Below are 484 nucleotides of genomic sequence, written 5' to 3' on the forward strand. Positions count from 1 at the left end.
ATTAAACAGTCGCAGCCACCAGTTTATTGCAACCCTTTCACCCTCATGGAGTAAACCATTCAAGCTACCGGGGCGTACCTTTTCCCGAAGTTACGGTACCAATTTGCCGAGTTCCTTCTCCCGAGTTCTCTCAAGCGCCTTAGAATACTCATCTCGCCCACCTGTGTCGGTTTGCGGTACGGTCTCGTATGACTGAAGCTTAGAGGCTTTTCTTGGAACCACTTCCGATTGCTTCGTGAACAAGTTCACTCGTCCCATCCCCTTGAATTCCGCGCCCGGATTTGCCTAAGCGCCTTCTATGAGACAGAAACTGACTATTCCAACAGTCAGACAACCTTCCGCGATCCGTCCCCCCATCGCATCATACGACGGTGCAGGAATATTAACCTGCTTCCCATCAGCTACGCATCTCTGCCTCGCCTTAGGGGCCGACTCACCCTGCTCCGATGAACGTTGAACAGGAAACCTTGGGCTTACGGCGTGG

1 rRNA gene is annotated in these 484 nt (G+C 52.5%); it reads right to left on the reverse strand.

The features are described from left to right. A 23S ribosomal RNA gene (locus AC0V2Y_RS22500) occupies nucleotides 1–484 on the reverse strand; the annotation flags it as partial.

The organism is Janthinobacterium sp. BHSEK, from assembly GCF_056174685.1.